The following is a 5370-nucleotide window of genomic DNA, read 5'->3' as shown; positions in this document are numbered from 1 at the left end:
AAAAGGCGTAAAAGCACTCATAGAAAAGAAAAAAATGAGCCTAGAAGAAGCTTTTGATCTTCTAGATATTGATGAAAGTTTTAAACCTGGAATAATAGAAATATTGAAAAAAGACGGAACAATATAATCAAGAGTAACAAAAAAACACATCCACTGTGAAGTGTTTTTTTGTTAAATGTTATATATATAGATTATGGAATAGAAATGACTCAAACATTAGACGAGGAGGTTGAAAGGATGTGTAACTTAAGTCAAGGAATTTTAGAAAAAGGTATTCTCAAGGGAAAAAAAGAAGGCGATATTGCTAGATTAGCAAAAGATGTAAAAGCACTGATCATAAAGAAAAATATGAGTCTAGATGAAGTTTTTGATCTTCTAGATGTTGATGAAAGCTTCAAACCAGAAATCATAGAAATATTGAAAAAAGACGGAACAATATAATTTTAAAAAATAGAAGTATCTATAATAGCGTCTATCATTGGATATTTTTCTGTTATAACAGGTGTGTAGTAGACTTAGATATCGGAGCGTGAGATTATGCTTGAAGTCTTCAAGATAGACGAAACATCAGATTTTCCATATTATCAACATTTGTACCAGTTTTTAAAAGAGCAAAAAGCACAGGAGTCCCTTCCTTCAGAGAAACTGCCTGTAACATTTGGGATTTTTGTAATAATGGCTATGATACGGATACCATTGCAATAATAGCCTTTCTCAACCTAAAAATATTAACAATTGATAACAACCAACTATTGATTAAATTAATAGTTGGTTGTTTTTTAATGTTGGGTCGTATAAACTGAAAATAGTAGTTCAATATAATTACTAGTCTGTAAAATTCAAAATCTGCATTAACATTGCGTACGATGTATTCAGTGGAAGGAAAGGCTTTATTTAATCATTTGATTTTAAAGCTGATACCATATCAATGTCTTTTACCTTTTTTGATACGCACCATATAATAAGGAGCGATAACAATAAGGTTCCACCACAGGATAATAACACTACGCTCCATGGCAAATAGATTATCACATCTAAAGTTGCTTGTACTGTTTTTAACATAAAACTTAACAATAACCAACCACTAGGTAATCCAAGTAAAATACCAATGACGGTTAGCCATAGATTTTGTTGGATCATGATCTTACGTAGTGCATGGCTTTGAAAACCTAATACTTTTAATGTCGCAAGCTCATAATAACGTTCCATATAGGATAAGGAACCAAGATTATATAAAATAACACTACCTAATACCATTGCGGCAATCATAAAGATAGAAAGCATCATGATCGTAGCCTCCATCATGGTATCCATATTTTGAACGATATCGTCGTGATATTGAATGGATGAAATAGATGATAGATTGAAATTGTCTTTATCTATCGTTTTGCCTATCAAAGACGTTGGGGTATATTCAAGTCCTGTTTGTTCATACAGTGATTTCATTAAAGTGATACCTTGTGTGTAAGGTGTTCGTAGGATAGATTCTATTTCTACTTGTTGCCAAGTCATCGTATTCGATGGTTTCCAAGTTAAGATATCTCCTTCTTTTAAATGGTATTGATCTGCAATGTTTTTAGATACACCTGCCCCATAGGTCAAATCAACAAAGGAATGTTCACTTTCAGCAAGATGAAGATAACGTGTGTCTGATAGTACTGTCAATAAAAGTTGGTCTTGTCCGGTTGATGTTTGAATATCAATGGAAGCATTCATGATTTCATCAGCATCCATTTCATGTGTTAATGTTTGAAGTGTTTCCTCATCAAAAGGTCCATTGACTTTGCAATCATAGGTTTCTAAGGTATGATAAGTCCAATCGGTTAAATGTGTCATCGTTGTATAAATCCCAAAAGCACTCATCAATAATGCAGTACAACCTAATACACCAAATATGCTCATAAAGCTTCTTAATGGATTTCTGGTGACATCTTTTAAATTCCATTGAGTAATGAAGGATGTATGAGTGAATAGTTGAGGTAGCTGTATTTTGATGATTCTGCGTTTGATGTTTCCTGATAACACCTGAGCAGTTGGATGATGTAAATAGTTTCTAGTAATGATCAAAGAGATAAAGATACAAATCATCGTGGTGAATAAAGGAAGTAGATACGTCAAAGGAATGATAGAACCACGAAGCTCTGGTAAAGCATAAAGTTCATTCATAAATGGATAAACTAGAACAGGGAAGCTCCAGGCACCCGTAATACAGCCTAATATAGAACCTAATAACGTTACAAAGGTACAATGAGTAGCGTAATGGAAAAATAAAGTGCGTTTAGAGAAACCAAGTGCTTTGAGGATACCAATCTGAAGCTGTTGTTGATGCAATAAACGATGAATGGTAGTAATAGATACGAATACAGCAATGCCTAAAAAGGTAAAAGAGAATATAAGACCTAATTCTTTATGCTGATCGATTTCATCTTGTAACATACTGTAATTCAGATTGTCATGTTGTAATGTAATCAAACAGTTTTTGCCATTGGTTTCTTGTATCAACTTGTTTTTTAATTCTAGATCAGATAATGTACTTTTCACAAGCAATTGATTGGCTTGAAATGAGAAAGGCAAATTCGTTTGATTCATATAAAGGAAACCGGATTTCTCATGATCAGGTGTCATAGCATTGTCTTTCACTTGATAGATATATTCTACGGATAATACCAATCCCTTGATCTCTTTTTGTATGGACTGTCCTTGAATCAGAAACTTCAAAGAATCACCAACTCGATAACCATGAGCTTGTGCAAAGCGTTCATCTAGCCACACCCCATCTAAAGATGGATCAAAATTTACACCATCCATGACTTTCATTTTAGAAATACGATTCTCTTTTATAATGTTTACTTCTAACGATATATCTTCATGACCTTGTAAAGTAGAAGATAGTTTCATTACTTCTTGAGTATCAAGATTTGAATCCTGAAGCTTGGATAGATGAGTTCCTTGTAAGACCGCATCCGCCATATTACTTTCTGCATGATAAGAGTCACTGTATGTTTGCATACCATGATACTCTGTGGTAATGCCAGAGAAAATGTAGCATCCCATAAACATCAATAAAAAGATAGAAAGAAAACTTGATTTTTGTTTCCAAACGTCACGTAGCATTTTTCTATATAACATTACCATTCCACTTCCTTTATATTGAGCGGCTGTTTCTGATGAATGATAGAAGAAATTCTACCATTATGAATTTGGATGACTTTATCTGCACAAGGAGCGATAGCCGCATTATGCGTTACAATGATCGTCGTTTTATGATATCTTCGACACATATCCTGTAATAATATCAAAATCATTTTACCTGTTTCACTATCTAAGGCACCAGTTGGCTCATCACATAAAAGAACGTTTGGATTTTTGCTTAATGCTCTGGCAATAGAAACTCGTTGTTGTTCGCCACCGGATAATTGACTTGGAAATTTCTTACTATGCTTTGATAATCCTATATCTTTTAATATCTGCATGGCAGGTAAGGTATCCTTTTTGATATCGCTCATCAATGCCACATTTTCCAAAACATTTAAGGTTGGGATTAAATTATAAAACTGAAAGATAAAACCGATTTCATCTGCACGATATTGAGTTAATTCTTTTTCGTTTTTAGTAGAAAGTTTATGCTGATTGACGAGGATTTCTCCTTCATCTATTTGATCAATGCCTCCTAAAAGATTTAACATCGTACTCTTTCCAGCTCCACTAGGACCAAGGATGATAACAAATTCGCCATCCTCAATTTGAAAGGAAACATCTTTTAATGCGTAAATCTTTTGATCCTCCATTTGATAAAATTTTGATACATGTTGTACTTCAATCATAAAATGACCCTCCTTTTGAGCATAATAAAAACATGTAAGCTTATAACATGTTTTTTTACTCTTCTATTGATGTTATACCTGTACAAAGCATACGGAAAACTTTCATGAATTCCTTCTTGGCATCTTTAGGATTTTTCTGTTCTAACAGGATGTGACGAATACAATGAATAAACATCTCTGTTATGATTTCTAGATACTTACTATCGTCATTTAGTTTTAAATGAAATTGCATATGCTTCTTGCATCTTGCTATGAAATCTTCACGAACATCCACAAAGCGTGTTGTTTTTAAGTCAAATAAAATAAGTAAACGTTCATCCATCAAATATTGAAAGATGGTTTGATCGATATTATCATCAATTTCATGAAATGCAAGTTCTATCTCTTCAAATGAGTGATATTCTTCCTTTTGATCTAAATGCTCTTTCGCAAATATTTCCAAATTTTGTACAGCAGGAGTAAGTAAAGTGTTTAGCAAATCTTCTTTATTTTGAAAATAGTGATAGATATTGCCTAGTGTAGTATTTGCTTTTTTGGCAATGGTTCGCATAGAACTGTTTTCATATCCTTTTGCTAAAAACTCTTGTTTTGCTGCTTCTAATATTTGTAAACGAAGCTCTTCCTTTTGTACTTGCAAGCTATCACCTCCTGTCTATAGGATACAATAGTCAAGAATTGGAAGCAAGAGCATTTAGGTTTAAAAAATCATTTGTTATCAGTTGTTCATTTTTGAATTTAAATTTAAAATCTCGGATAACGAGATAAATTCTTGTGGTTTAGGATAGCTTTTTCAATGAAGTATGACATAATAGAAGTAGAAAGAGGGGCGAATAAAGTATGGAAAACTTTGCACAAAGATTAATGAAACTCAGAAAAGAAAAAGGATATACTCAAAATCAATTAGCAGAAAAGATTGGCGTTAGCAACAAATCTATTTCTCGTTGGGAAACTGGAGAGGGTTTCCCGGACATCACGATTTTGGTTCCTTTGGCTGATGCCTTGGGAGTAAGTGTAGATCATTTATTACGAGATGGATTAGATTTTCATGATATTCAAAAGAAAGATATTGAAGAGTATCTACCATTTGTACTTGCTACGATCGGATTCATTGGATATTATATTTTAAAAAAAATAGAAGTGTCTACGATAGCGTGTATCATTGGCTATTTTGCTGTTATATATGCTTCTCATTATTTGATGTTACATCATACGGATCGAAAAAGAACCGGCTTATTATCGAAAGTGAATGCATTATTTAATTTCCTTGTCATTCAGAATTTTAGTTATGGTTCGATTATGTTATTACAAATGGCCAGCATGATGGGAATTAGTGTCTTCCAATTATTAAGCACAGGTGAGGCAAACTTTTACAATATAGAATCCATTTTAGGTTCTTCTTTTGTAATATCTGCTATTATTGCCGCTGGGATTACTGCTATTATCTATTCTGTTAATAATAGTTTTGCGAAAAAAAAGATGAAAGATAATAAATAATAAAAAGCAAGTTATAAGCAAACAAAATAAATGAAAGAGAAGAAACCTGAAG

General features: G+C 32.8%; 5 protein-coding genes. 2 read left to right on the top strand and 3 right to left on the bottom strand.

Features of this window, described 5'->3' with window-relative positions; translation table 11 throughout:
* Window positions 1–237 precede the first annotated feature (237 nt).
* Window positions 238–441: a hypothetical protein gene (locus UGRO018_RS17455; protein ID WP_416327794.1), complete on the top strand. Its 204-nt coding sequence runs from the start codon at window positions 238–240 to the stop codon at window positions 439–441.
* A 453-nt stretch (window positions 442–894) separates the two neighbouring features.
* Here UGRO018_RS17455 and UGRO018_RS17450 read toward each other — a convergent pair whose 3' ends face one another.
* From UGRO018_RS17450 to UGRO018_RS17440, 3 genes are read right to left on the bottom strand one after another with little or no spacing between them, the layout of a single operon-like run.
* Window positions 895–3129 carry an ABC transporter permease gene (locus tag UGRO018_RS17450; protein WP_416327793.1) on the bottom strand — a complete coding sequence of 745 codons (2235 nt, stop codon included), beginning with the start codon at window positions 3127–3129 and terminating at the stop codon, window positions 895–897.
* Window positions 3129–3824, bottom strand: coding sequence for an ABC transporter ATP-binding protein (locus UGRO018_RS17445; RefSeq protein ID WP_416327792.1), 696 nt, complete (start codon window positions 3822–3824; stop codon window positions 3129–3131). The genes UGRO018_RS17450 and UGRO018_RS17445 overlap by 1 nt, the downstream gene beginning before the upstream one ends.
* 55 nt (window positions 3825–3879) lie before the next feature.
* Window positions 3880–4461, bottom strand: coding sequence for a TetR/AcrR family transcriptional regulator (locus tag UGRO018_RS17440; RefSeq protein ID WP_416327791.1), 582 nt, complete (start codon window positions 4459–4461; stop codon window positions 3880–3882).
* Window positions 4462–4661: 200 nt separating this feature from the next.
* Here UGRO018_RS17440 and UGRO018_RS17435 point away from each other — a divergent pair, with 200 nt between their 5' ends.
* Window positions 4662–5318 (top strand): helix-turn-helix domain-containing protein, encoded by a 657-nt coding sequence (locus tag UGRO018_RS17435; RefSeq protein WP_416327790.1) that lies wholly within the window; start codon window positions 4662–4664, stop codon window positions 5316–5318.
* Window positions 5319–5370: the final 52 nt, after the last annotated feature.

It is taken from the genome of Hoskinsella mucinilytica, from assembly GCF_045223415.1.
Taxonomy (GTDB): Bacteria; Bacillota_I; Bacilli_A; order Erysipelotrichales; family Erysipelotrichaceae; genus Hoskinsella; species Hoskinsella mucinilytica.
Note: the sequence above shows the minus strand (reverse complement) of the source record. Positions and strands in the feature narration are given on the sequence as shown.

Excerpts from the sequence above, each read along its gene's own strand:
- UGRO018_RS17435 (WP_416327790.1), top strand. The coding sequence starts at position 4,662 with ATGGAAAACTTTGCACAAAGATTAATGAAACTCAGAAAAGAAAAAGGA.
- UGRO018_RS17445 (WP_416327792.1), bottom strand. The coding sequence starts at position 3,824 with ATGATTGAAGTACAACATGTATCAAAATTTTATCAAATGGAGGATCAA.
- UGRO018_RS17455 (WP_416327794.1), top strand. The coding sequence starts at position 238 with ATGTGTAACTTAAGTCAAGGAATTTTAGAAAAAGGTATTCTCAAGGGA.
- UGRO018_RS17450 (WP_416327793.1), bottom strand. The coding sequence starts at position 3,129 with ATGTTATATAGAAAAATGCTACGTGACGTTTGGAAACAAAAATCAAGT.